This window comes from Streptomyces sp. NPDC048278 (genome assembly GCF_040652195.1).
Taxonomy (GTDB): Bacteria; Actinomycetota; Actinomycetes; order Streptomycetales; family Streptomycetaceae; genus Streptomyces.
Window position 1 is genome coordinate 197,424 of record NZ_JBEZLP010000001.1, and the last position, 23,098, is coordinate 220,521.

At 71.6% G+C, this 23,098-nt stretch carries 19 protein-coding genes; 7 read left to right on the forward strand and 12 right to left on the reverse strand.

Annotated elements, in window-relative coordinates; all coding sequences use genetic code 11:
• Positions 1–7: 7 nt before the first annotated feature.
• Positions 8–706, reverse strand: a complete 699-nt coding sequence (locus AB0D74_RS00955) for a TetR/AcrR family transcriptional regulator (protein ID WP_362578726.1) — start codon at positions 704–706, stop codon at positions 8–10.
• A 203-nt stretch (positions 707–909) separates the two neighbouring features.
• Between AB0D74_RS00955 and AB0D74_RS00960 the strand changes: the two genes are divergently transcribed.
• The gene (locus AB0D74_RS00960) at positions 910–1,359 is read left to right on the forward strand and encodes a nitroreductase family deazaflavin-dependent oxidoreductase (RefSeq protein ID WP_362578729.1); all 450 of its coding nucleotides are present in this window, start codon (positions 910–912) and stop codon (positions 1,357–1,359) included.
• On the opposite strand, the gene AB0D74_RS00965 is transcribed toward AB0D74_RS00960, so the two are convergent.
• Entirely contained in the window at positions 1,349–2,641 is a 1,293-nt protein-coding gene (locus AB0D74_RS00965) for a geranylgeranyl reductase family protein (RefSeq protein WP_362578733.1), read from the reverse strand. The genes AB0D74_RS00960 and AB0D74_RS00965 overlap by 11 nt on opposite strands.
• Before the next feature lie 192 nt (positions 2,642–2,833).
• On the opposite strand from AB0D74_RS00965, the gene AB0D74_RS00970 reads away from it, so the two are divergent.
• Together AB0D74_RS00970 and AB0D74_RS00975 are read left to right on the forward strand one after the other, a co-directional pair.
• Entirely contained in the window at positions 2,834–4,189 is a 1,356-nt protein-coding gene (locus tag AB0D74_RS00970; protein ID WP_362578736.1) for a dipeptidase, read from the forward strand.
• Positions 4,190–4,317: 128 nt separating this feature from the next.
• Positions 4,318–5,373 carry a protein kinase family protein gene (locus AB0D74_RS00975; RefSeq protein WP_362578739.1) on the forward strand — a complete coding sequence of 352 codons (1,056 nt, stop codon included), beginning with the start codon at positions 4,318–4,320 and terminating at the stop codon, positions 5,371–5,373.
• Here AB0D74_RS00975 and AB0D74_RS00980 read toward each other — a convergent pair.
• From AB0D74_RS00980 to AB0D74_RS01010, 7 genes are all read right to left on the reverse strand, one after another.
• Positions 5,346–6,407 carry an oligopeptide/dipeptide ABC transporter ATP-binding protein gene (locus tag AB0D74_RS00980; RefSeq protein WP_362578742.1) on the reverse strand — a complete coding sequence of 354 codons (1,062 nt, stop codon included), beginning with the start codon at positions 6,405–6,407 and terminating at the stop codon, positions 5,346–5,348. The genes AB0D74_RS00975 and AB0D74_RS00980 overlap by 28 nt on opposite strands.
• A complete protein-coding gene (locus tag AB0D74_RS00985; protein ID WP_362580128.1) occupies positions 6,404–7,483 on the reverse strand; it encodes an ABC transporter ATP-binding protein in 1,080 nt (359 codons plus the stop codon). Before AB0D74_RS00985 ends, AB0D74_RS00980 begins: the two co-directional genes overlap by 4 nt.
• A 35-nt stretch (positions 7,484–7,518) precedes the next feature.
• Positions 7,519–8,442, reverse strand: coding sequence for an ABC transporter permease (locus AB0D74_RS00990; RefSeq protein WP_362578745.1), 924 nt, complete (start codon positions 8,440–8,442; stop codon positions 7,519–7,521).
• Complete coding sequence (locus tag AB0D74_RS00995) at positions 8,435–9,421, reverse strand: ABC transporter permease (RefSeq protein WP_362578748.1); 987 nt, start codon at positions 9,419–9,421, stop codon at positions 8,435–8,437. The genes AB0D74_RS00990 and AB0D74_RS00995 overlap by 8 nt, the downstream gene beginning before the upstream one ends.
• A gap of 71 nt (positions 9,422–9,492) precedes the next feature.
• A complete protein-coding gene (locus AB0D74_RS01000; protein ID WP_362578751.1) occupies positions 9,493–11,310 on the reverse strand; it encodes an ABC transporter family substrate-binding protein in 1,818 nt (605 codons plus the stop codon).
• 257 nt (positions 11,311–11,567) lie between these two features.
• A complete protein-coding gene (locus AB0D74_RS01005) occupies positions 11,568–12,608 on the reverse strand; it encodes an NUDIX domain-containing protein (RefSeq protein WP_362578754.1) in 1,041 nt (346 codons plus the stop codon).
• A gap of 143 nt (positions 12,609–12,751) precedes the next feature.
• Complete coding sequence (locus AB0D74_RS01010) at positions 12,752–12,943, reverse strand: hypothetical protein (protein ID WP_362578757.1); 192 nt, start codon at positions 12,941–12,943, stop codon at positions 12,752–12,754.
• Positions 12,944–13,212: 269 nt separating this feature from the next.
• Here AB0D74_RS01010 and AB0D74_RS01015 point away from each other — a divergent pair, with 269 nt between their 5' ends.
• Positions 13,213–15,228 (forward strand): NPCBM/NEW2 domain-containing protein, encoded by a 2,016-nt coding sequence (locus AB0D74_RS01015; protein WP_362578760.1) that lies wholly within the window; start codon positions 13,213–13,215, stop codon positions 15,226–15,228.
• Positions 15,229–15,328: 100 nt separating this feature from the next.
• On the opposite strand, the gene AB0D74_RS01020 is transcribed toward AB0D74_RS01015, so the two are convergent.
• Entirely contained in the window at positions 15,329–16,282 is a 954-nt protein-coding gene (locus AB0D74_RS01020; protein WP_362578763.1) for an ROK family protein, read from the reverse strand.
• Positions 16,283–16,495: 213 nt separating this feature from the next.
• Between AB0D74_RS01020 and AB0D74_RS01025 the strand changes: the two genes are divergently transcribed.
• Both AB0D74_RS01025 and AB0D74_RS01030 read left to right on the forward strand, forming a co-directional pair.
• Positions 16,496–17,581 carry a LacI family DNA-binding transcriptional regulator gene (locus AB0D74_RS01025; protein ID WP_362578766.1) on the forward strand — a complete coding sequence of 362 codons (1,086 nt, stop codon included), beginning with the start codon at positions 16,496–16,498 and terminating at the stop codon, positions 17,579–17,581.
• Positions 17,582–17,695: 114 nt separating this feature from the next.
• Entirely contained in the window at positions 17,696–18,493 is a 798-nt protein-coding gene (locus AB0D74_RS01030) for a hypothetical protein (RefSeq protein ID WP_362578769.1), read from the forward strand.
• Here AB0D74_RS01030 and AB0D74_RS01035 read toward each other — a convergent pair.
• Complete coding sequence (locus tag AB0D74_RS01035; RefSeq protein WP_362578772.1) at positions 18,439–20,469, reverse strand: serine/threonine-protein kinase; 2,031 nt, start codon at positions 20,467–20,469, stop codon at positions 18,439–18,441. The two genes, AB0D74_RS01030 and AB0D74_RS01035, sit on opposite strands and share 55 nt — an antisense overlap.
• Before the next feature lie 102 nt (positions 20,470–20,571).
• Entirely contained in the window at positions 20,572–21,903 is a 1,332-nt protein-coding gene (locus AB0D74_RS01040; protein ID WP_362578775.1) for an aldolase/citrate lyase family protein, read from the reverse strand.
• A 195-nt stretch (positions 21,904–22,098) separates the two neighbouring features.
• Between AB0D74_RS01040 and AB0D74_RS01045 the strand changes: the two genes are divergently transcribed.
• Positions 22,099–23,043 (forward strand): endonuclease/exonuclease/phosphatase family protein, encoded by a 945-nt coding sequence (locus tag AB0D74_RS01045; RefSeq protein ID WP_362578778.1) that lies wholly within the window; start codon positions 22,099–22,101, stop codon positions 23,041–23,043.
• The last annotated feature ends 55 nt before the right edge of the window (positions 23,044–23,098 follow it).

Consider the following 23,098-nt stretch of genomic DNA (forward strand, 5'->3'; position numbering starts at 1 on the left):
AGCGCCGTCAGGGGAAGACCAGGCCGACGCCGTGGGCGAGTTGCGCGACCGCGTGCCGGAAGAACCGCTCCCGCTCCGCTTCCTCCACGATGCCCTTGAACTGGCCGAACAGTTCGAACCCCACAAGTCCGAACAGCTGGGCCCAGGCCGCGGCCATGGCCACGGCCACCTCCGGCGGCAGGCCCGGCACCAGTTCGTCGGCCATCCGGCGGGCCTCGGGGGCGAGTTCGGCGGGTACCGGAGTGCGGGCCAGACCGCGCCCCTCGAACGCCTCGCGCAGGATCCCGACGAGGACGAGGCCGACCCGGGCCGCCGGCGGGATGGTCGTGTCCGGCGCCGAGTAGCCGGGCACCGGCGAGCCGTAGATCAGCGCGTACTCGTGCGGGTGGGTCAGCGCCCAGCGGCGCACCGCCTCGCACACGAGGACCCAGCGGTGCGCCGGGGCCGCGTCGGCGGCAGCGGCGTGGGCGGTTTCGGCGGCCTCGCCGAGGGAGTCGTAGGCGTCGATGATCAGCGCGGTGAGCAGGTCGTCGCGGCTCGGGAAGTAGCGGTAGAGCGCCGAGGAGACCATGCCCAGCTCACGCGCCACGGCCCGCAGCGACAGCTTGGCCGCGCCCTCGGCCGCGAGCTGTCTGCGCGCCTCGCCCTTGATGGCGGTGGTGACTTCCATCCTGGCTCGCGCGCGGGCGCCCTGTGCGGTGGTCATGGAGAGCAGTCTGCCACCCGAACAGAGCGGTGCACACACTTTGGAGCAGTGCACTCGATTTTGAGCACCACTCCGCCTTCAGTGCACCGATCTCAAACCAGTGCACCGCACAAAAAAGAGAGCACCGCTCTTGCTTTGGATCGCCGATCTCCCCCACACTGGAGTCAAGCGAGAGCACCGCTCTCCAAACTGTGGGGGTCACCGTGTCGACACACGTCCAGAAGCCCGGCTGGTTCACCGTCAACGTCTTCAACCGTGCGGTGGCCTGGCTCACCCGGCGCGGTCTCAGCATCTGGGGCTCCCGCGTCCTCGCCGTCCGGGGACGCAAGAGCGGTGAATGGCGCACCACGCCCGTGAACCTGCTGACGGTCGACGGACAGCAGTATCTGGTCGCGCCGCGCGGTCACGTCCAGTGGACCCACAACATGCGCGCCGCAGGCGGCGGAGAACTACGGCTCGGCAAGGACGTGGCCGCCTTCACCGCGACCGAGGTCGCCGACGACGACAAGGTCGAGCTGCTGCGCGCCTACCTGAAGCGCTGGAAGGCCGAGGTCGGCGTCTTCTTCAACGGGGTCGGCCCCGACTCCCCCGACGCCGACCTGCGCCGCATCGCTCCCGACCACCCGGTCTTCCGGATCGCCGTCACGCGGTGACCGAGCCCTCGCTGTCCGTGTCCTCCGCGTCCGCCTCGGTGGCCCTCCCCTCGGCGACCGGCTGCGGAGCGAGTGTGGTGAGGGCACGCTGGGCCAGCGGGTGCGAGCGGATGAGCTCGCCGAGCGAGGTGCGGCCCTGGGTGATCTCCTTGAACGCCCGCCAGGCGGGACGGAAACCGGTCAGCGCCGCGTGGAACAGGCCGGGGCGGCGCTCGAACACGGCGAGCATCCGCTTGCCGACGCTCATCTCGACGCCGAGGCCCGCCTTGACGGCGAAGGCGTAGTTCAGCGCCTGGCGGCGGGTGTCGACCGCGTCGTGGGCCTCGGCGATGCGCACCGCCCACTCCCCCGCGAGCCGCCCCGAGCGCAGTGCGAAGGAGATGCCCTCGCGGGTCCAGGGTTCGAGCAGGCCCGCCGCGTCGCCGCAGACCAGCACGCGGCCCCGGGACAGCGGGGAGTCGTCGGCGCGGCAGCGGGTCAGGTGGCCGGAGGAGATGCTCGGTTCGAAGCCGGCGAGGCCGAGCCGGGCGATGAAGTCCTCCAAGTACCGCTTGGTGGCGGCGCCTTCGCCGCGGGCCGAGATGACGCCGACGGTCAGCGTGTCGCCCTTGGGGAAGACCCAGCCGTAACTGCCGGGCATCGGGCCCCAGTCGATGAGGACCCGGCCCTTCCAGTCCTCGGCGACCGTCTCCGGCACCGGGATCTCCGCCTCCAGGCCGAGGTCGACCTGGTCGACCTTGACTCCGACGTGGGCGCCTATGCGGCTGGCGCTGCCGTCGGCGCCGACCACCGCGCGGGCCAGCAGGGTCTCGCCGCCCTGGAGCACGACCGCGACCGTCCGCCGGTCCGGGACCGCCGAGCCGTGCTGCTCGACGCGCTGCACGGCGGCGCCGGTGCGCAGCTCGGCGCCCGCCTTCTGGGCGTGCTCGACCAGCTGCTGGTCGAACTCGGGGCGGTTGATCAGACCGAACATCATCTGCTTGGAGCGGCGGGTGCGGGTGAACCGTCCGTTGTTGGAGAAGGTGACCGCGTGCACCCGGTCCTTGAGGGGCAGCTCGAAGCCGGGCGGCAGCGCGTCGCGCGACGGGCCGATGATGCCGCCGCCGCAGGTCTTGTAGCGGGGCAGCTCGGCCTTCTCCAGCAACAGCACGCGTCGTCCGGCGACCGCCGCCGCGTAGGCGGCCGAGGCCCCCGCGGGTCCCGCGCCCACCACGACGACGTCCCACACCCGCTGCGCGTCGTCCGCCCGCACGTCGTCCGCCGAAGAATTCTCGCCGCTCACGATGGTCCGCTGCTCCGATCAAGCCGTAGAAGCCGTATCACGCCGTATCAAGCCTCAGGCGGGGCCCTGTCCGTCCGTGGGCCGACACCTGTCACCTGTCCCCCCGCATCCTACGGCGGAGATCGCCGCAGGCCACTGTGGGAGGATCGGTGCACTCACCAGTTCAACGTCGCACCCACGAGGAGCGTGCCCATGTCGTCCAATCCGGTCGCCGAGACCGTCGCAGCCCTGCTGCCCAGGGCCAAGGCGGAACTCGCCGAGCTGGTGGCCTTCAAGTCGGTGGCGGACTTCACCCAGTTCCCGAGGAGCGAGAGCGAAGGCGCCGCGAACTGGGTGGCCGACGCACTGCGCGCCGAGGGTTTCGCGGACGTCGCCGTGCTGGACACCCCGGACGGCACACAGTCGGTGTACGGCTACCTGCCGGGGCCGGAGGGTGCCAAAACGGTCCTGCTGTACGCGCACTACGACGTGCAGCCGCCGCTGGACGAGGCCGCCTGGACCACCCCGCCGTTCGAGCTCACCGAGCGGGACGGCCGCTGGTACGGGCGCGGGACCGCCGACTGCAAGGGCGGTGTGATCATGCACCTGCTGGCGCTGCGCGCGCTGAAGGCGAACGGCGGCGTCCCGGTCAACGTCAAGGTGATCGCCGAGGGCTCGGAGGAGATGGGCACCGGCGGCCTGGAGCGGTACGCCGAGCAGCACCCCGAGCTGCTGGCCGCGGACGCGATCGTCATCGGCGACGCGGGCAACTTCCGGGTCGGGCTGCCGACGGTGACCACGACCCTGCGCGGTATGACCATGGTCCGCGTCCAGATCGACACGCTGCAGGGCAATCTGCACTCGGGCCAGTTCGGCGGTGCCGCCCCCGACGCACTGGCCGCGCTGATCCGGGTCCTGGACTCGCTGCGTGCCGAGGACGGTTCCACCACGGTCGACGGGCTCGCGCCGGAGTCGCGGTGGGAGGGCCTGGAGTACGACGAGGAGCAGTTCCGCAAGGACGCCAGGGTGCTGGACGGTGTCGGGCTGATCGGTGACGGTCCGGTCGCGGACCGCATCTGGGCCCGTCCGGCGGTCACGGTGCTCGGCATCGACTGCCCGCCGGTGGTGGGCGCCACCCCGTCGGTGCAGGCCGGCGCCCGCGCCCTGATCAGTCTCCGGGTGCCGCCGGGCGTGGACGCGGCCGAGGCGACCAAGCTCCTCCAGGCCCATCTGGAGGCGCACACGCCGTGGGGTGCCCGGGTGCGGACCGAGACGGTCGGGCAGGGCCAGCCGTTCCGCGCGGACACGACCAGCCCGGCGTACCGGGCGATGGCCGACGCGATGGCGACCGCATACCCGGACGAGACGATGCAGTACGCCGGCCAGGGCGGCTCCATCCCGCTGTGCAACGCCCTCGCCGACCTCTACCCGCAGGCCGAGATCCTGCTGATCGGCCTGAACGAGCCGGAGGCGCGGATCCACGCCGCCAACGAGAGCGTGTCCCCGGAGGAACTGGAGCGGCTTTCGGTGGCGGAGGCGCTGTTCCTGCGCAACTACGCGGCGGGCTGACGCATCCCGGGGCGGCGGACATCGGAGACGGTGTGGCTCGGGCCACGGGGATCCGGTGACCGCCGACGCGTCGCGGGCGCTGCGCGGATCCGCGGACACCTGCGGCCCGCCGCGGTGACCATGGGGGGATGACCGACACCGCGCGCCGCATCGCCCTGCACAGCGACATCGCGACCTCCCTGGCCCTGCTGAGTGATGTCGAGCTGGCCGAGCTGGTCACGGCGGGCGAGTCGCTGGGCACGGGGGTCGGCGGCAGAGCGGCACGGATCACGGTGGACGGCAGCGCGGTGTTCGTGAAGCGGATCCCCCTGACCGACCGGGAACGGGACCCGCTGCACATCCGCTCCACCGCGAACCTCTACGGCCTGCCGTCGTACTGCCACTACGGCATGGGGGCCGTCTGCGGCCCGGGATTCGGCGCCTGGCGGGAGCTGGCCGCGCACACGGCGACGACCAACTGGGCACTGGCCGGCCGCTTCTCCGGCTTCCCGCTGCTCCACCACTGGCGAGTACTGCCGGACGCGGCCCACCCGCTGCCCGACGAACTCGCGGACGTCGAGAAGGTGGTGGCCTACTGGGGCGGTTCGAAGGGCCTGCGGGAACGCGTCGAGGGCCTGCGGGACGCCTCCGCGAACCTGGTCCTGTTCCTGGAGCACCTCCCGTCCACCCTGCACGACTGGCTGGACGCCGAACTGCGCACGGACCAGGCGGACGAGGCCTGCGGCCAAGTGGCGCGGCAACTGGAGGAGCTGACGTCCTTCCTCCACACACAGCAGCTCCTGCATCTCGATGCCCACTTCCGCAACATCCTCACCGACGGCCGGGCGCTGTACCTCACGGACTTCGGGCTCTCACTCAGCTCCCGTTTCCTGCTCACCCCCGACGAGCGGGAGTTCTTCGACCGGCATCGGCACTACGACCGCACGTACACCTCCTACTACCTGGTGATCTGGCTCGCCACCGCGCTGTACGGATACCGGGGTGAGGAGCGAGCGGAGTTCGTGCGCGCCTGCGCCGACGGCAAGCAGCCCGGGGGAATCCCCCGGGTCGCTACCGAGTTGCTGGTCCGGCACGCCCCGCTCGCCGTGGGCATGGAGGATTTCTTCCGGCGGCTGGGCCACGAGAGCCGGCTGACGCCGCTCCCGTATCCGGACGGTCACAGCAGCTGCACGCTCTCCGCGTAGTGGCAGGCGACGGGGTTGCCGCCGCCCCGGTCGACCAGCTCCGGCACCTGCTCGACGCAGGCGGTGCGCTCGCCGTCGGTCAGCTGGTTCGCGAACTTGGGGCAGCGGGTGCGGAACCGGCAGCCGCTGGGCGGGCGGACCGGGCTCGGGACGTCGCCCTGGACGATGATGCGTTTCCGGGCGCGCTCCTTGCGCGGGTCGGGCAGCGGGATCGCCGAGACCAGGGCCTGGGTGTAGGGGTGGGCGGGGCGGGCGAAGAGCTGCCGGGCGGGGGCGATCTCCACCAGGCGGCCCAGGTACATCACCGCGACCCGGCCGGCGACATGGCGCATCACGGAGAGGTCGTGGGCCACGAAGAGGAAGGACAGGCCGAGTTCGGACTGGAGGTCCATCAGCAGGTTGAGGACGCCCGCCTGGATCGACACGTCCAGCGCGGAGACCGGCTCGTCCAGCACGACCACCTTGGGGCGCAGCGCCAACGCCCGTGCGATGCCGATGCGTTGGCGCTGGCCACCGGAGAACTCGTGCGCGAAGCGGTTGCCGTGCTCGGGGTTGAGGCCGACCAGGCGCAGCAGTTCGCGCACCTCGTCGGCGGCGCCGGAGCCGTACCGGCCGTGGATGCGCAGGGGTTCGGCGACGATCTCGTGGACGGAGATCCTGGGGTCCAGGGAGGCGTACGGGTCCTGGAAGACGATCTGCAGCTCGCGGCGGAGCGGGCGCATCCGGCGTCTGCTCAGGTCGGTGAGCAGACGTCCCCGGTAGTGGACGGAACCCGAGGTGGCCGTCTCCAGGTTGAGCAGGGTCCGGGAGACGGTCGTCTTGCCGGAGCCGGACTCGCCGACCAGGCCGAGCGTCTCGTTCTCGTGCAGGTCGAAGGAGACCCCGCAGACGGCGTGGACGTCGCCGACCCGGCGGCGGACCACGCCCCGTGACATCACCGGGAAGTGTTTGACGAGGTCGCGGACCTGGAGGACGGGGGCGCCGGTGCCGCCGTGACCGGGCAGCGGGGGCAGCGGAGGCAGCGGGTCGGTCATCGGGCATCGTCCTCCAGGTCCGCGAACCGGGCCAGGGCCTCGGTGTCGGCGCCGACGGCGTCGAAGACCTCGCCGGCCGCAGTGTCCACGAGTTCGGCGGCGAAGTGGCAGGCGCTGCGGTGGGTGTCGGATCCGGCCGGGCGCAGGGCGGGTTCGGTGCTGTCGCAGGGCTCCCGGCGCATCGGGCAGCGCGGCGCGAAGGGGCAGCCCGGGGGCAGGTTGAGCAGCGAGGGCGGGGAGCCGGTGATGGGCGTCAGGCGGTCCTCCTCGCGGTCGAGGCGGGGCAGGGAGCCGAGGAGGCCCAGGGTGTAGGGCATGCGCGGGGTGTAGAAGATGTCCTCGACCGAGCCGGTCTCGACGATCCGTCCGGCGTACATGACGGCGACCCGGTCGGTGTGTCCGGCGACCACGCCCAGGTCGTGGGTGATCAGGACGAGGGCGGCGCCGGTCTCGGCGCGGGCGGCCTCCAAGGCCTCCAGGATCTGCGCCTGGACGGTGACGTCGAGGGCGGTGGTGGGCTCGTCGGCGATGATCACGTCGGGGTCGTTGGCGATCGCGATGGCGATGACGACGCGCTGGCGCATGCCGCCGGAGAGTTCGTGCGGGTAGCTGTCGACGCGCCGTTCGGGGCTCGGGATGCCGACCGTGCCGAGGAGTTCCACGGCGCGTGCGCGGGCCGGGCGCTTGCCGAGCCGCGGGTTGTGCCGGAGCAGGGTCTCGGCGATCTGGTAGCCGACCGTGTAGACGGGGTTGAGGGAGGTCATCGGGTCCTGGAAGACCATGGCGACGCCGCTGCCCCGTACGTCCGAGAGCCGGGCGTCGGACATGCCGAGCAGTTCCGTGCCCTCGAACCGGACCGAGCCGCGCACCCGGGCCGAGCCGGGCAGCAGGCCCATCACGGCGAGCGCGGTGACGGACTTGCCGGAGCCGGACTCGCCGACGATGCCCAGTGCCTCGCCCCGCTCCAGCCGGTAGCCGACGCCGCGCACCGCCCGTACGGTCCCGTCCTCGGTGGGGAACTCCACGCTCAGGTCCTCGACTTCGAGGACGGCACCGGACTCCTCGCCCTTCCCCACGACCCTGTCGATGCCCTTGCCCTTGCTGGTGTCGGTCACTGTCGCACCCTTTGCTGCCGGGGGTCGAAGGCGTCGCGGAGGCCGTCGCCGATGAAGTTGACGGTGAGGGCGATGGCGATGATGAAGGCGCCGGGGATGTAGAAGAGCCAGGGCCGGGTGTCGACCGCGGTCTGTGCCTGGGCGACCAGCAACCCGAGGGATGTGTCGGGCGGTTGGACGCCGAACCCGAGGAAGGACAGGGCGGTCTCGGTGAGGATGCCGGTGGCGACCAGGATGGTGGCGTTCACGATGATCGGGCCGAGCGCGTTGGGCAGCAGGTGCCGGAAGATGATCCGGGTGTCGGAGGCGCCTAGCGCCCGGGCGGCCTCCACGAACTCCTTCTCGCGCAGGGAGAGTACGGACGAACGCACCACCCGGGACACGTACGCCCAGGTGAGTCCGGCGATCACGACGGCGATCCAGTACCAGGAACCGCCGCTGCGCGAGGAGATGACGAGCGCGATCGCGAACAGCGGGAGGGTGAGCACGAGATCGGCGACGCGCATCATCAGCGCGTCGACGAACCCCCGGTAGAAGCCGGCGACCGCGCCCCACACGGCGCCGACCAGGGTCGAGCCGAGCGCGATCAGGATGGCGATCTTCAGGGAGGTCTGGGTGCCGCGCATCACCTGCGCGTAGGCGTCGTACCCGGAGGAGTCGGTGCCGAACGGGTGCTTCCAGGACGGTGGTTGTGAGTTGTCCGGGGTGAACCTGGCGTAGGAGTAGCGCCAGAAGTGCGGGCCGGCGAAGGCCCAGAGCACGATCAGGACGAAGACGACCAGGCTGATCATCGCGGCCCGGTGGCGCAGGAAGCGGCGGAGCACGAGCCGGGTCTGGCTGCGCTGCGCGACGGTGAACTCGTGGTCGTCGTCGCCCGGCGTCCGGGTGCCGGCCGGCCCGAGTGCCCCGATGTCAGTCATAGCGGATCCTCGGGTCGAGTACGGCGTAGAGGAGGTCGGCGAGGAGGTTGAAGACGATGACGACGACGGCGGACAGCAGCAGCCAGGCCATGGTCCGGTAGACGTCGAGGGTGGTGGCGGCCTGGACGAGCATCTCGCCCATGCCGTGCCACTGGAAGATCGTCTCGGTGATGACGGCGCCGCCGAGGATGATCGCGATGTCGAGGGCGGTGACGGTGGCGAGCGGGATCAGCGCGGTGCGCAGGGCGTGCCGGACGAGCACCCGGCCGCGGCGCAGTCCCTTGGCGCGGGCGAGCCGGACGTAGTCGCTGTCCAGGACTTCGAGCAGGGAGGCGCGGGTGTAGCGGGTCCAGGAGGCGAAGGAGACCAGGGCGAGGGTGATGGTGGGCAGGACGAGATGGCCGATGCGGTCGGTGAACTCGTTCCAGGTGGTGTCGACTTCGAGGTACGGGGACTTCTCGCCGATGGTGCCGAGGAACTGGCTGCCGGTCTCCTGGTTGAACCAGATCCCGGCCTGCTTGAGCAGGACCGCGAACCAGAACACGGGCATGGCGAGGAACAGGAAGCCGAGGAAGGTGATGGTGTAGTCGGCGGCGCTGTACTGGCGGATCGCGCTGAACACGCCGAAGGCGACCGCCATCACGAGGGCAAGCAGCATGGCGGCGGCGACCAGGGTGACGGTGACCCGGAAGCGGGTGAACAGGTCGTGGCCGATGTCCAGGTTGGACTGGACGGACGGGCCCCAGTCGCCGTGCAGGACGCCGGTGATCCAGTTCCAGTAGCGTTCCGCGACCGGTTCGTTCGCGTGGATGTGCCGGGCGAAGGCGGTGACCGCGGCCTTGCTGGGCGGGGGTTGCCGAGAGGTGGCGAAGTTGGCCACCGGGTCGCCGGAGTTGACGACGACCAGGAAGACGATGAACGTCGAGACGATCAGGACGGGGATGGAGACGAGGATGCGGCGCACGGTGTAGGCGAGCATGCGGTCTTCTCTCGCGGAGGCCCGGCCCCGGGGTCTCCGGGGCCGGGAGTCGGTCCGGCCGGTCGCTGGGGTTACTTCTTGAGGCCCCATTCGCCGACGTTGTACGGCGGTCCGACGTTGGTGGAGTTGTTGCGCATGTTGACGAACCGCGTCTGCACCGCGAGGAAGGTGGGCTTCTGGTAGAGCGGCAGCACGTAGGCGTCGTTGACCATGATCTGGTCGGCCTGGTTGAGCAGGGCGTCGGCCTTGGTCTGGTCGGTCTCGCCGATGGCCCGGCCGATCAGGGAGTCGACCTGCTTGTTGCTGTAGCCGCCGTAGTTGCCGCCGCCCCCGGTCGACCAGGTCTGCTGGGCGTTGCTGGTCGGGAAGGGCGAGGCGACCCAGGCGAAGACGATGATGTCGTACTGGTGGCCGGCCAGGACCGTGCCGAGGTCGGCGGCGCCGATCGGCTTGATCGTGACCTTGATCCCGAGGTTGGCGAGGTCGCTCTGCAGGATCTGGCACTCGCTCTGCCGGATCTGGTTGCCGGTGGTGTAGCGGCAGTTGAAGGGCCCGACCGTCTTGCCGTCCGGGGTCTTCAGGGCGGTGCCCACTCCGGTGAACCTGGCGTCGGTCAGGTACTTCTTGGCCTTGGTGAGGTCACCCGAGCCCTGGCCACTGGCGCTGACCACGTCCTGGTAACCGGCGGTCCCCGGGACGAAGTTGTGGTTGTAGAGCTGCTTCACGCCGGGATCGAACTGGGCGACCGTCTTGGCCATGATGTCCTTGACGCTGATGGCCGTGAACATCGCCTGCCTGAGGGCCAGGTACTTGCCGATCACCGGGTTGTGCAGGTTGAGGTCGAAGTGCTCCCAGGTCAGCCCGCTGCCGATGGTGTAGGTGACGTTGGGGATGGCCTTGACCTGGTTGACGAGGTCGATCTCGGGCTGCGGGTAGATGCCCTGGACCTCGTTGTTGCGCAGCGCGATCGGCTCCTGCGTGGCGTCCGTGATGACCTTGAAGATGAGCCGTTGCAGGGTGGCCTTCGTACCTGTCCACTTCGGGTCGGGCTCGTAGGTGGCGTGGTCGTTGTCGACCCACTCGGTCATCTTGTACGGGCCCGCGGTCGCGTACTTGGTGGGCGGGTTCTTCTGGAAGTACTGCCAGCCCTCGGTCATCTGGGCGGCCGTCATGCGGGCCGCGTCGCCCGCCTTGGCACCGGAGATCTTCTCGGCGACGTGCGCCGGGTAGAACGGGTAGCCCGCGCCGAACAGGGACTTCCAGTCGGCGTAGGGCTTGGCCATCACGACGGTGACGGTCTTGCCGTTGTCGGAGCCGGTGACCGACTTGACGCGGTCGTAGCCGGCGGTGCTCTCCGGCAGGCAGCCCTTGGTCTGGGTGGAGTCGCTGGCGGGCGGCGGCGGGCAGTCCTTGCCGTCGTTGGTACGCCAGTAGTAGACGAAGTCGTCGGCGGTGACCGGGGTGCCGTCGTTCCAGGACGCCTTGGGGTTGATCTTGTAGACGAGGGTCTGGGGGCTGGTGCTCGTCTGGGTCGCGGAGGTCACCAGGTCGGTGTCGAGCTTGACGGTGAAGTCCGGTTGCGGGACGAAGACCTGGGGCAGGACGGGGCTCAGCGCCTCGGCGTTCTCGAAGGTGTTGCCGTTGGTGTCCTGCACGTTCCACTGCTGGATGTTCTTCTCGATGACGTAGGTGAAGGTGCCGCCGGCCTTGGTGGTGCCGGCGTTGCAGGTGTCGGCCTTGCCCTGGGTGGCGCAGGACGTGAGACCGGCCGAGGCGCCGTTGTTGCCGCTGCCCCCGCCGCCTCCCCCGCTGCTGCAGGCGGCGAGCGCCAGGACGAGCCCGGCGGTCAGCGCGAGTCCCTTTGTGAGGGCCGAAGAATGCGCGCGCATGTCCCTCCTTCAGCCGGCGGTTGTCCGGCCTGTGCACGGCGGCCAGCGGCCGCGAGGAAGTTGAGCTGCGCAACGACGTTAGAACGTCTGTGTACCTCCTTCGCATTCTTGTTCATACCGGGACGGCGACAATTCACCCTCGGTTTTCCCCAGGAACCTTCCACCTCGCGCAAAGTCCCCTATACACGCCCCGGAAACGCCAAAGCCCCCGCCAACATCACCAGCTCGGCGAGGACTTGACGAATCGTCAGAGAATGTCAACCGACCGGGACGCCGGCCTCCAGATAGAGCGCGGCACCGCGCTCGCGGGCCCGCAGCGCCCAGCGGAGCCGTTCGTAACGCACCGGCGGCAGCAGGTCGGCGGCCTCCTGCTCGGTGACGAACCGCCAGTCGCGCAGCTCCGGCCCCGGCAGCACGAGGCGCGCGGCCTCGGCGGAGTCGAGCCGGCCGCCGTCGAAGAGCAGCCGCAGGCCGCCGTAGCGGGGCGGGGCGGGCTGCTCCCAGTCGACGACGAGCAGCCCGGGCAGTTCCTCCAGCCGTATCCCGGTCTCCTCCTCGACCTCCCGCACGCCTGCCCGGGCGGGGGCTTCACCGGGCTCGACGACACCGCCGGGGAACTCCCAGCCGGCCTTGTAGGTGGGGTCCACGAGGAGGACGCGGTTCTGTTCGTCGAAGAGGAGGACGCCGGCGGCGGTGGTCTCGGCGGTGGGTTCGGGGGTTTGCACAATGTCACATACCACGGCTTCGCCGCTGCTCACCGCCCCCGCGATCCGCACCGCGGCCTCGTACGCGCTGAGCGCGCTGGTGTCGACGAGATGGGCGTCGGCGCTGATCCAGGAGGCGAGGGCGGCACGGTAGGGCTCGATCTGGTCGTAGGACCACTGCCGGACCCGGATCTCCCCGTCGGACAGGTCGGGCGGGATCTCCCGGTCGGCTATTCGCTCGCGCAGGATCGTTTCCGCCGGGGTGAGACACAGATGCCGGACGGCGATCCTGCGGGCCGCGAGGCCGCCGAAGATCTCGTCGCGGTACTCCTGGCGGAGCAGCGTCATCGGCACCACCAGGGTGCCGCCCAGTTCCGCGAGCATCGCGGCGGCCGTGTCGATCACCAGCCGGCGCCAGATCGGCAGATCCTGGAAGTCGCCGACCTCGGCGAGGTGCTTGGCCGGCAGCAGGTGTGTCAGCGCCCCGCCGATGAACTCGGGGTCGAAGAGCGTGCTGTTCGGGATCAGTTCGATCAGTTCACGTGCAGTGGTGGTCTTACCCGCACCGAACGCGCCGTTGACCCAGACGATCACGGACTCCCCCTCTGCTGTTGGCCCCCTGTGGCTTGCCCGCTCCACACTGCCACGGAAACCAGTTCCCGTTGAGGGCACGCAAACGGAGTGCCGGCGTCCGCGCCCGGGACGCCGGCACCGTCGCCCGCCAGGACTCCGCCGGGCTACTCCTGGCCGAGGAAGTCCGGGTCGGTCTGGAAGCTGTCGTCGCCGACGACGTGGCCGACGTGCTCCAGGACGTCCGAGACGTGCAGGTCGCCGAGCGGGCCTTCGTCGGCCGCGTGGGACGGGGTGATGGCGGCCACGACGAATCCGGTGGCCAGGCTGGCGATGGCGAGCATGCTGCGCTTCTTCATGCCCGTTCCAACTGCGCCGACGGCCGGGGGTCACGGGCATACCCGCGAGGGGAGCAACGCGGCACGCCGGGGCGGAGTTCCGCGCGGCCGACCGGAACATCGGATGACCCGTTTCGTTCCGGTCTGAACCAGACGAATGCCGAACCCGGAGTCGAACCATCACTACCGCTCTCTATTCAACACACTCCGACGGGTTCTAACGTAACCGCACAGAGCGATGACGCGTACATGTCGTCATCGCACCTTTCGCGAGTCGGAGGAACGTAACGATGCGTCACCCTCACACCCGCACGACCCGCCGAAGAGTGATCGGAGCACTGGCCGCGGCCCTGTTGTGTACGGCGGGCCTCGCCGCACCCGCCGTCGCCGACGCGCGGACCGCCTCCCCCGCCGAGGCCGACGGCCTCGCACCGACCCCGCCGATGGGCTTCAACAACTGGAACTCCACGCACTGCCGCGCCGACTTCGACGAGGCGATGGTCGAGGGCATCGCCGACCTCTTCGTGGCCAAGGGCCTCAAGGACGCCGGCTACCAGTACGTCAACCTCGACGACTGCTGGGCCCTGCCCGACCGGGACGCGAACGGCAAACTGGTCCCGGACCCGGCCCGGTTCCCGAACGGGATCAAGGCCGTCGCCGACTACGTGCACGCCAAGGGCCTCAAGCTCGGCATCTACACCAGCGCCGGCACCAAGACCTGCAACAGCGCGGGCTTCCCGGGCGCTCTCGGCCACGAGTACAGCGACGCACAGCAGTTCGCCGACTGGGGCGTCGACTACCTCAAGTACGACAACTGCAACAACCAGGGTGTCGACGCCAAGCAGCGGTACACCACCATGCGCGACGCGCTCAGGGCGACCGGACGGCCCATCGTCCTCAGCATCTGCGAATGGGGCGAGAACAAGCCCTGGGAGTGGGCCGCGGACGTCGGTCAGCTCTGGCGCACCACCGGGGACATCGGCGACAGCTGGGGCTCGATGGTGTCGATCCTGAAGCAGAACCTGCCGCTCGCGCCCTACGCGGGACCCGGGCACTGGAACGACCCGGACATGCTGGAGGTCGGCAACGGCGGCATGACCGACACCGAGTACCGCTCGCACTTCTCGATGTGGTCGGTCATGGCCGCCCCGCTGCTCATCGGCACCGACCTGCGCAAGGCCTCTCAGGCGACCTTCGACATCCTGGACAACAAGGAGGTCATCGCCGTCGACCAGGACCCGCTGGGCAAGCAGGGCACGGTGGTCTCCTCGGCGGACGGGCGCTGGGTCGTCGCCAAGGAGATGGCGGACGGCAGCCGCGCGATCGCCCTGTTCAACGAGTCCGGCTCGGCGCAGCGCATCGCGACGTCGGCGACCGCCGTCGGCCTCCCGAAGGCCCCCGCCTACACCCTGCGCGACCTGTGGCAGCACCGCAGCTACAACACCGCGGGCACCGTCTCCGCCGTCGTCCCGGCGCACGGCACGGTCCTGGTGCGGGTCGCCGCCGACCGGCGCTGGGCGGCCCACCCGCCGGCCGTGGAACTCGGCCTGGACGGCAGCCGGTTCACCGAGCCGGGCAGCACGTCCGCGCTGACCACGTCGGTGACCGACCTCGGCCGCAGCACGGCCACGAAGGTCTCCGTGTCCCTCACCGGCCCGGCGGGCTGGACCGTCAGGGCGGCCTCGCCGACGAAGGCGTCCGCCCTGCCGACCGGCCGCGCGCTGCGCACCGGCTGGGAGGTGACCGCTCCCACGGGGACGCCGAGGGGGTCGTACGACCTGGAGTTCAGGGCGAGTTACCGGTCGCCGACCGGAGTGCGTGCCCAGAGTGCGACGACGGTCACGATGACCGTCGCGGACCCGCCGCCCGCCGGCGGTTCCTCTCTCAGTGACCTGCCCTGGCTGTCGGCCGACAACGGCTGGGGGCCGGTGGAGCGCGACACCAGCAACGGGGAGACCGCCGCGGGCGACGGACATCCGATCACCATCGGCGGGGTCGTCTACTCCAAGGGGCTCGGCACCCACGCGCAGAGCGAGGTCGACTACTACGCCGGGAAGGCGTGCGAGCAGGTCACCGCGGACGTCGGGGTGGACGACGAGGAGGCCGCCAACGGCAGTGTCTCGTTCGAGGTCTGGGCGGACGGCACGAAGGTCGCCTCGACCGGCGTGCTGACCACCGACATGCCGGCCCAGCCGCTCACCGCCGACGTGACCGGCGCCGAGGTGGTCAGGCTCGTCGTCACCGACGGCGGCAACGGCATCACGTCCGACCACGGGGACTGGGCGGACGCGCGGATCTCCTGCTGAGGTCCCGGGCGTCCGCCCCGGCCCGGTCGGCCGGACCTGAACCCCGGCCGACCGGGCCTGAACGTTCCTGCGCGGTCCGGCGACGGCCGCCGGACCGCCGTCAGACCCCCGCCGCCTCCGCGTCCGGCCTGGCGGCCAGCGCCGCCGCCGCGGCACCCACCAGCCCCGCGTCCGTACCCATCTGGGCCGGTACGACCGTCAGTCGCCGGACGAAGGAGAGGGTCGCGTAGTCGGTGAGGGCCTTGCGCAGGGGCGTGAAGAGGATGTCCCCCGCCTTGCCGACGCCCCCGCCGATCACCGCGATGTCGATCTCGACCAGGGTCGCGGTGGCCGCGATCCCCGCCGCGAGCGCCTGCGCGGCCCGCTCGAAGGAGGCCACGGCGACCGGATCGCCCGCCCGGGCCGCGGCGGCCACCGCCGCCGCCGAGGTGTCGCCGTCGGGACCCGGCCGCCAGCCGCCCTCCAGGGCGCGGCGGGCGATGTTGGGGCCGCTGGCGATGCGCTCGACACAGCCGCGCGACCCGCAGGGACAGGGATCCCCGTCGAGGTCGACGCTGATGTGGCCGATGTGGCCGGCGTTGCCGGTCGGGCCGGGGTGCAGCCTGCCGTTGAGCACCAGGCCGCCGCCGACACCCGTCGACACCACCATGCACAACGCGTTGTCGTGGCCGCGGGCCGCGCCCTGCCAGTGTTCGGCGGCCGTGATGGCGACGCCGTCGCCGATCAGCTCGACGGACAGCCCGCCGGTGGCCGCCCGCACCCGTTCGACGAGCGGATAGTCCCGCCAGCCGGGCACGTTGACCGGGCTCACGGTGCCGGCGGAGGCGTCCACCGGACCCGCGCTGCCGATCCCGAGCGAGCGGGCGCGCCCCCACAGCGGTGAACCGGCGAGTTCGCCGACCACCTCCTCGACGGCCCCCATGACCGTCTCGCCGTCCTGCTGGGCGGGTGTCGCGCGCTGGGCGCGCGCCTGGATCCGTCCGTGACCGTCCACCAGCGCGCCGGCGATCTTGGTGCCGCCGATGTCGAGGGCCGCCACGAGGTCGGTGTGCATCAGAGTCAGTTCTCCCCGTCAACCATGAGTAGCCGAGTGACACAACAGGCCGGTCAAGCGGTGGGGACGCAGGCCGGAGATTGCGGTGGACAGTCTCCCTTGCATCTGACAACGTTGTCCAGGCTCTATGCTCGACGCCACATCCTCATACAAACCCACGAGCCTGTGTATCCCTGATACAAACCCATGAGCCCAGACACAATTCATGAGCCCATGCCCCCCGTGGACGACAGGACAGGACGCCGCATCGTGCCCGACACCTCCCGCCGCGCAGACCGTCTCCCCGGCTCCCGTTACGGGACCCGGCCGACGATGAAGGACGTGGCGGCGCGGGCCGGGGTGGGCCTCAAGACGGTGTCCCGGGTGGTCAACGGCGAGCCCGGGGTGACCCCGGACACCGAGCGCCGGGTCCAGGAGGCGATCGACGCGCTGGGCTTCCGCCGCAACGACAGCGCGCGGGTGCTGCGCAAGGGCCGTACCGCGAGCATCGGCCTGGTCCTGGAGGACCTCGCGGACCCGTTCTACGGGCCGCTCAGCCGCGCGGTGGAGGAAGTGGCCCGGGCGCACGGGGCGTTGCTCATCAACGGGTCCAGCGCCGAGGACCCGGAGCGGGAGCAGGAGCTGGCGCTGGCGCTGTGCGCGCGGCGGGTGGACGGCCTGGTGGTGATCCCGGCCGGGGACGACCACCGGTACCTGGAGCCGGAGATCAGGGCGGGCGTGGCGACGGTGTTCGTGGACCGCCCGGCCGGGAAGATCGACGCCGACGTCGTGCTGTCCGACAGCTACGGCGGTGCCCGGGACGGGGTCGCCCACCTGATCGCGCACGGCCACCGCAGGATCGGGTTCATCGGCGACATGCCCCACATCCACACCGCGGCCGAGCGGCTGCGCGGCTACCAGACGGCGATGGAGGACGCCGGGATAGCCGTCGAACCGGCGTGGACCTCCCTCGGCGTGACGGACCCGGAGCGGGTGCGCCGGGCCGCCGAGGAGATGCTGACCGCGGCGGACCCGATCACCGCGATCTTCGCGGGCAACAACCGTGTCTCCGTCACCGTGATCCGCGTCCTCGCCGAACAGACCCGCCCGGTCGCGCTCGTCGGCTTCGACGACATCGAACTCGCCGATCTGCTGCACCCCGGTCTCACGGTCGTCGCCCAGGACGCGGCGCTGCTCGGCCGCACGGCCGCCGAACGGCTCTTCCGCCAGCTGGACGGCACCCTCATGCCACCCGAGCGCATCGAACTGCCGACGAGGCTGATCACCCGCGGCTCGGGCGAACTGCCCCCGGCGGACTGAGCCGCGCATGACGGACCGGACGCCCCCGGCCCCGAGCCGCCCGTCACGCGGCCGGACCCTCGCCGAACCGGGTCGCGCGCCGGGCGGGCGCGTGCGCGCGGGGCGGGGTTGTCGATGATCGGCCGTACGCTCGCCGAGTTGGGGCTCGACACGGCGCCGCGGGACCATCCGCTGAGTTACCCGGGCGCCTGGCCGGCCGGCTCCGGGCTCCTCGACGGTGACCGGCTGTTGCCGCTGGACCGGCTCGTGCACGACGACGGGCGGGTGCCGGTGCTCGCGGTCGGCTCCAACGCCTCGCCCGCCCAACTGCAGCACAAGATGGCGGAGTTCGACGTCCCCGGGCCGATCCCGATGGTGCGTGCCCGGGTGGCCGGCCTCGACGTCGGGGTCTCCGCGCACGTCAGCCGTCTCGGCTATGTCTCGGCGTCCCCGGTCGCCTCCCCTTCCGCGGTACGGGAGTTGTTCGTCCTGTGGCTGGACGGGCGGCAGCTGGAGGTGATCGACGCGAGCGAGGGCGTACCGCTGCCGCACGGCAACTTCCGCCGGGCGTGGCTGCCCGCCCCGACGGTACGCGCCACGCTCGCGGACGGCACGAAGCTCCCCGGCGTCCACGCGTACGTCAACCGGCACGGTGTGCTGCACGACGGCTCCGGTGCGCCCCGCCGCCATCCCGGCGAGCGCACCCTCCTCGCCGAACTCCTCGCGGAGTCGGTCGAGTTGAGAGAGCTGTTCGGTGTCACGCCCGAGGAGTTCTGCGCGCGGGCACGGGCCGACGCGGCGCTGTGCGGGCGGGGCACCCGGCTGTTCGCGGAGCGGCGGTGGGCGGTGGCGTCGGGGCTGGAGCGGTACGTCCGTGCTCAGCAGGCGGGGAGCCCGGGGAGCGGCTCGTCGTTCGTGCCGCCCTTGATGTAGACGTCGCTGATGTACACGCCGGTGTTGCCCTTGTCGTCGTCGGTCAGCGCCCACCAGACGTTGGTCCGCTGGCCGTGGGTCTCCCGACGGCCCAGGTCGGCCTGGCAGTAGAACGCGTGGGCGCCCTGGCGGACCCGGCCGGCCTTGGCGCCGTCGGCGGTGTAGGACTTGGCGCCGCCGCTGCGCACCCTGCAGGTGTACGTGCCGTCTCCGGCGGACTGGCAGACCGCGGTGGCGGGCGCCGAGGCCGTCGTGGTGACGGGCGCGGTGGCCGTGGCGGTGCCGGAACCGCCGGTGGGGCCGGGGTCGGCGGACTGTGCCCGGGAGGGCGTGGCGGAAGTGCCGTCCGCCGGGCCGCCCGCGGGCTCGCCGGCGGTGGCGTGCGTGGCACCGGCGGCCGGTACGGTGCCCGTCTCCGCGCCCTGTCCCACGGGATCCGCGTCGGCCGGGTGTCCGGCGCCGGTGCCGGTGCCGGTGCCGCGGATGCTCTGCGAGGCACCGGCCACCGTCGGGGCGGGCGGTCCTGCGTCGGTCTTCGCCGTCTGCCCCTTCTCGTTCCGTAAGGCGACGGTCAGCCCGGTCGCCGTGAGGACGACGGCGACGGCCACCACCACGAGCATCCGCACCCGGCGGCGGGTGCGGACCGGACGCATGGGGCCCGTCGGGCCGTCCGGGGCGCCGGGTCGGGACGCGGGATCTAATCTTCGGGCGGGCACGAGCTCAAGTCCGGCTCCCTCCGCCGGAGTTCCGGCTCCCTCGGCGAGCCCGGCGGCGGGCACCGGGGCGAGTCGTCCGGCGGCCTCCGCCGTGGGCCCCTCGGGAGATCCGACGGCAGCCCCTTGCACGGCTCCGTGGACGGGTCCCTCCACAGCCCCTCCGGCCCGCCCGTCCGCGGCTCCCCGACCGGCACCGGCCTCGCGCACCGACCCGTCGACCTCACCGTCGGCCCTGCCGTCGACCTCGCCGACGGCCCCGTCGCCGGTCTTCTCCTCGGTCTCCAGGACGGGGCCGCCCTCCGGAAGCACGCCCGGCACCCCCGGCCCGGTCTCCCGCCGCGCGGGCTCCTCCCCGCGCATCCGCCGCCACTCCCGCAGGACCGTCGTCGGCGTGTCCGGGAGCGGCTCAAGCGCCACGGCCCGCAGCAGCCCGCAGGCCTCCTCGGCGTCCGGGCGGGCGTCGGGAAGCTTGTCCATCAGGCGCCGCAGGACGGGGGCGAGCGGACCGGCCCTGCCGGGCTCCGGGAGGGGCTCGTCGACGATCGCGGTGAGCGTCGAGAAGGTGGACGTACGGCCGAAGGGCGAGGCGCCCTCCACGGCCGCGTACAGGGCGGCGCCGAGGGCCCAGATGTCGGAGGCCGGGCCGGGGGCCGCGCCCTTGGCCCGCTCGGGCGCCAAGTAGTCCAGGGAGCCGACGAGTTCACCGCTGCCGGTGAGCTGGGTGGCGGAGCCGTCGCCGGGGTCGACCATGGTGGCGATCCCGAAGTCGGTGAGGACGACCCGGCCCGAGCGGTCGAGGAGGATGTTGGCGGGCTTGACGTCGCGGTGCAGGACGCCCACCCGGTGGGCCGCGGCCAGGGCGTCCATGACCTCGGCGCCGACCCGGGCGGCCTCCTGCGGGCCCAGCGTGCCGCGCTCGCGCAGCAGGTCGTCCAGGGAGGGCCCGTCGACCAGTTCCATGACGATCAGCGGGCGGCCGTCGACCTCGGCGATGTCGTGCACGACGATCACCCCGCGATGCCGTACCCGGGCGGCGGCCCGTGCCTCGCGCTGCATCCGCAGCCGCAGGTCGGCCAGTTCGGCCCCGGCGCTGTCGGTGTAGGCGCGCAGCTCCTTGACGGCGACCTCGCGGCCGAGGACCTCGTCGACGGCCCGCCACACCACGCCCATACCACCGCGCCCGAGTCGGTCGACGACCCGGTACCTCCCTGCCAGCAGGCGACCGGTCCCGTCAGCCTGTCCGTACGAACCCGACACCACAGCCCCGATCCTGAACACGTCCCCGAATGGCGCACCAGAGTACGGGGCAGTGACAGGGTCGGTTCAAGTCGACTGGAAAAGCTGTGACTTGACCGGTACGCGCTACTTCCCGGAGGCGGTCAGATCGCCGCGCCTGGGCATCGCGAAGCCCTCAAGCTCGGCCCGGGTCAGGCCGGTCAGCCGGGCCACCTCGCCGTTGTCGAGGGCGCCGCAGTCGAGGCCGCGCAGCAGGTAGCCGCTGAGGGCCTTGGCGGTGGCGGGTTCGTCCATGACGTCGCCGCCGGCCCGGTTGGCGTACCGGGCGAGCCGGGCGGCGGCCTGCTCCAGACCCTCGCGGTAGAAGGCGAACACGGCCGCGTACCGGGTCGGCAGGTGGCCGGGGTGCATGTCCCAGCCCTGGTAGTAGGCGCGGGCCAGGGCGCGCCGGGTCAGACCGTAGTGCAGCCGCCAGGCGTCGTGCACCCGGGCCGTCGGGCCGACCGGCAGCACGTTGGTGGAGCCGTCCGACACGCGTACGCCCGTACCGGCGGCGGCGACCTGCATGACCGCCTTGGCGTGGTCGGCGGCCGGGTGGTCGCTCGCCTGGTAGGCGGCGGAGACCCCGAGGCAGGCGCTGTAGTCGAAGGTGCCGTAGTGCAGGCCGGTGGCACGGCCCTCGGCGGCCTGGATCATCCGGGCGACGGTGGCGGTGCCGTCGGTGGCGAGGATGGACTGGCTGGTCTCGATCTGGATCTCGAACCCGATCCGGCCGGGCTCCAGTCCGTGGGTCTTCTCGAAGGCCTCCAGGAGCCGGACCATCGCGGTGACCTGTTCGGGGTAGGTCACCTTGGGCAGGGTCAGCACGAGCCCGGCGGGCAGGGGGCCGGCCTCGACCAGCCCGGTGAGGAAGATGTCGAGGGTGCGGATGCCCCGGTCGCGCACCGCGGCCTCCATGCACTTCATCCGGATGCCCATGTACGGCGCCGTCGTGCCTCCCCCGGCCTGCGGCCGGGAGGTGCCCCCGGCGTACGCCTCGGCGATCAGCCGGGCGGCGCGGGCGGCCGTCTCGTCCTCCTCGGCGTCGGGGCGGGGGCCGTAGCCGTCCTCGAAGTCGACGCGGAGGTCTTCCACCGGCTCCCGCTCCAGTTTGGCGCGGACCCGGGCGTGGACGGGCTCGGCGAGGTCGTCGGGCAGGCCGAGGACGGCGGCGAAGGAGGCGGCGTCGGGGGCGTGTTCGTCGAGGGCGGCGAGGGCCTGGTCGCCCCAGGAGCGGATGGTGCCGGCCGTGAAGGCGTCGCCGGGGACGTACACGGTGTGGACGGGCTGGCGGGTCCCCGGATCACCTGGATAGCGGCGCTCCAGTTCGGCGTCGACGGGTGCGAGGGAGGCACTGATCTCCTCGCTGACGGCGCCCGCGAGGCTCGTCGCCACCTTCTCCTGCCGGACCTGGCCCATCCCGCACCCTCCTGTTTTCCACTGTACGGAATAAACAATCCGTTGAATGAAGGTATCCGGGCGTCTTCGGGGCGGTCAACACCCTGTCCACGAAGCGACACGCCCCCATCTGGGCATGTTCACGCTCGTCACACACCTGGGTATCACACTGCTCAACGCCCGCCCGTCCGGCTTGTGCCCCCTGAAGGAGCCGTCGTGCCGAACCAGCGCCGAGTCACCCGCCGGCTGGGACTGCAGGCCCTGTTGGCCGCAGCGGTCACCGTGCCCCTCTCCAGCGCCGCGATCACCACCTCCTCCGCCTCCTCCGCCGTGTCCAGGAGGCGCCGGGTCAGCACCCTCGCGGCACCGTCCCGGCCGGCGCCCCGCCTCGACGTCATGACCTTCAACCTGCGGTACGCCAGCACCGCCGAACCCAACAGCTGGGCCGACCGCCGGCCGGTCATGGCCGAACTGCTGCGCCGCGCACAGCCCCAGGTCATGGGCACCCAGGAGGGCCTCTACCAGCAGCTGCGCGACATCGACAGCGACCTCGGACCGCACTACGACTGGGTCGGCACCGGCCGCGAGGGCGGCAGCCGGGACGAGTCGACCGCCATCTACTACGACCTCCGGCGCCTGGAACCCCTGGAGCACTACACCTTCTGGCTCTCCGACACCCCGGAGGTCATCCGCTCCAACACCTGGGGCGCCGCCTTCCCCCGCATCGTCACCTGGGTCCGCTTCCGCGACCTCGCCGACGACGGACGGGAGTTCTACGTCGCCAACACCCACTTCGACCAGAAGAGCCAGAACGCCCGCGAGCGCAGCGCCACGCTCCTGGTGCAGCGGATCGCGGAGTTCGACCGCAAGCTGCCGGTCGTGGTGACCGGCGACTTCAACGCCTACGCCCACAAGAACCCGGCCTACGACACCCTGGTGGGCTCGGGACTCGTCGACACCTGGGACGCGGCGGAACAGCGCGGCCCCCAGTACGCGACCTTCCACGGCTACCACCGCCTCAAGCCGGACGGCGACCGCATCGACTGGATCCTGACCTCGCCGGGTGTGACCACGCATCAGGCGACGATGGACACCTTCTCGATGCACGGCCAGTTCCCGAGCGACCACCTGCCCGTGCAGGTCTCGCTGAGCCTGCGCTGACCCGAGTCCGCACGCAGACGGCGAGGCCCCCGTGACCTGTACGGTCACGGGGGCC

What these genes read in the sequence shown, in the direction of transcription:
- AB0D74_RS00955 (WP_362578726.1), bottom strand. Translation starts at nt 706, where the DNA reads ATGACCACCGCACAGGGCGCCCGCGCGCGAGCCAGGATGGAAGTCACC.
- AB0D74_RS00970 (WP_362578736.1), top strand. Translation starts at nt 2,834, where the DNA reads ATGTCGTCCAATCCGGTCGCCGAGACCGTCGCAGCCCTGCTGCCCAGG.
- AB0D74_RS00975 (WP_362578739.1), top strand. Translation starts at nt 4,318, where the DNA reads ATGACCGACACCGCGCGCCGCATCGCCCTGCACAGCGACATCGCGACC.
- AB0D74_RS00980 (WP_362578742.1), bottom strand. Translation starts at nt 6,407, where the DNA reads ATGACCGACCCGCTGCCTCCGCTGCCCCCGCTGCCCGGTCACGGCGGC.
- AB0D74_RS00990 (WP_362578745.1), bottom strand. Translation starts at nt 8,442, where the DNA reads ATGACTGACATCGGGGCACTCGGGCCGGCCGGCACCCGGACGCCGGGC.
- AB0D74_RS00995 (WP_362578748.1), bottom strand. Translation starts at nt 9,421, where the DNA reads ATGCTCGCCTACACCGTGCGCCGCATCCTCGTCTCCATCCCCGTCCTG.
- AB0D74_RS01000 (WP_362578751.1), bottom strand. Translation starts at nt 11,310, where the DNA reads ATGCGCGCGCATTCTTCGGCCCTCACAAAGGGACTCGCGCTGACCGCC.
- AB0D74_RS01010 (WP_362578757.1), bottom strand. Translation starts at nt 12,943, where the DNA reads ATGAAGAAGCGCAGCATGCTCGCCATCGCCAGCCTGGCCACCGGATTC.
- AB0D74_RS01015 (WP_362578760.1), top strand. Translation starts at nt 13,213, where the DNA reads ATGCGTCACCCTCACACCCGCACGACCCGCCGAAGAGTGATCGGAGCA.
- AB0D74_RS01020 (WP_362578763.1), bottom strand. Translation starts at nt 16,282, where the DNA reads ATGCACACCGACCTCGTGGCGGCCCTCGACATCGGCGGCACCAAGATC.
- AB0D74_RS01025 (WP_362578766.1), top strand. Translation starts at nt 16,496, where the DNA reads ATGCCCCCCGTGGACGACAGGACAGGACGCCGCATCGTGCCCGACACC.
- AB0D74_RS01030 (WP_362578769.1), top strand. Translation starts at nt 17,696, where the DNA reads ATGATCGGCCGTACGCTCGCCGAGTTGGGGCTCGACACGGCGCCGCGG.
- AB0D74_RS01040 (WP_362578775.1), bottom strand. Translation starts at nt 21,903, where the DNA reads ATGGGCCAGGTCCGGCAGGAGAAGGTGGCGACGAGCCTCGCGGGCGCC.